Origin of the sequence: Nocardiopsis suaedae, from assembly GCF_027706745.1 — a bacterium.
GTDB classification, from domain to species: Bacteria; Actinomycetota; Actinomycetes; order Streptosporangiales; family Streptosporangiaceae; genus Nocardiopsis_A; species Nocardiopsis_A suaedae.
The window spans coordinates 1-1,135 of the sequence record NZ_JAQFWP010000140.1 but is presented as its reverse complement, the minus strand read 5'-3'; the positions used below and the strand labels follow the sequence as shown (position 1 = coordinate 1,135).

Here is a 1,135-nt window from a genome sequence, read left to right as displayed (position 1 = left end):
CTAGTGTCCTGAGTCGTTAATTCGTGTGCAGTAGGCAGCGAGGGTTTCGATGATCTCGTCGGCGGTCTTGGTCCACACGAACGGCTTGGGCTTCTTGTTCCACTCGCTGATCCAGCCGCGGATGTCCCGCTCCAGCTCGACCACGCTGCGGTGGGCCGACCGGCGCAGCTTGCGGTTCGTGAGCTCGGCGAACCAGCGCTCGACCAGGTTCAGCCAGGACGCCGAGGTCGGAGTGAAGTGCAGGTGGAAGCGCGGGTGGGCCAGCAGCCACCTCTTGACCGCCTCGGTCTTGTGGGTGGCGTAGTTGTCCAGGACCAGGTGCAGGTCCAGATCCCTGGGGACGGCCGCGTCGACGGTCTTGAGGAAGCGCAGGAACTCCTGGTGGCGGTGGCGGCGGTAGTGCTGGGCGATGACCGAGCCGGAGGCGATGTCCAGGGCGGCGAACAGGCTGGTCGTGCCGTGCCGGACGTAGTCGTGGGTCATCCTGGCCGGCGTGCCCGGTGACAGCGGCAGCACGGGCTGGGTGCGGTCCAGGGCCTGGATCTGCGACTTCTCGTCCACCGCCAGCACCAGTGCGTTCTCCGGCGGGGACAGGTAGATGCCCACCACGTCGCGGACCTTGGACACGAACTCCGGATCGGTGGACAGCTTCCAGGTCTGCACGGTGTGGGGCTTGAGGCCGAAGGCCCGCCAGATCCGGGAGACCGCGGACTGCGACATGCCCGTGGCCTCGGCCATCGACCGCGTCGACCAGTGCGAGTCCCCCGTCGGCGGGGCCTGGTCGAGGGTGCGGGCGACCAGGGCTTCGACCTGTTCGTCGGTGATCGTGCGCGGGGCGCCCGGGCGCGGCTTGTCGACCAGCCCGTCCAGGCGGCCGGCGGCGAACCGGGAGCGCCACTTGCGCACGGTCTCCCGAGAGATTCCCAGGTCATCGGCTACCTGGGCGTTGGGGCGGCCCTGTGCGCAGGCCAGCACGATCCGCGATCTGAGGACCAGGGCCTGGGAGGCCGTCTGCTTTCTGAGCCAGCCCCGCAGCACACGGCGTTCGTGGTCGGACAGCTCCAGCGGCAGCGGCTTCGGACCAGGCATCACCCCACCCTACAGCCGCCAACGAACTAACGACTCAGGACACTAG

Annotated in this window: 1 protein-coding gene; it reads right to left on the bottom strand. The window is 68.5% G+C overall.

The window, feature by feature from the left end; all coding sequences use genetic code 11:
• Positions 1 to 1,089: an IS630 family transposase gene (locus O4U47_RS31190; RefSeq protein ID WP_270681590.1), complete on the bottom strand. Its 1,089-nt coding sequence runs from the start codon at positions 1,087 to 1,089 to the stop codon at positions 1 to 3.
• Positions 1,090 to 1,135 lie beyond the last annotated feature (46 nt).

Excerpts from the sequence above, each read along its gene's own strand:
- O4U47_RS31190 (WP_270681590.1), bottom strand. The coding sequence starts at position 1,089 with ATGCCTGGTCCGAAGCCGCTGCCGCTGGAGCTGTCCGACCACGAACGC.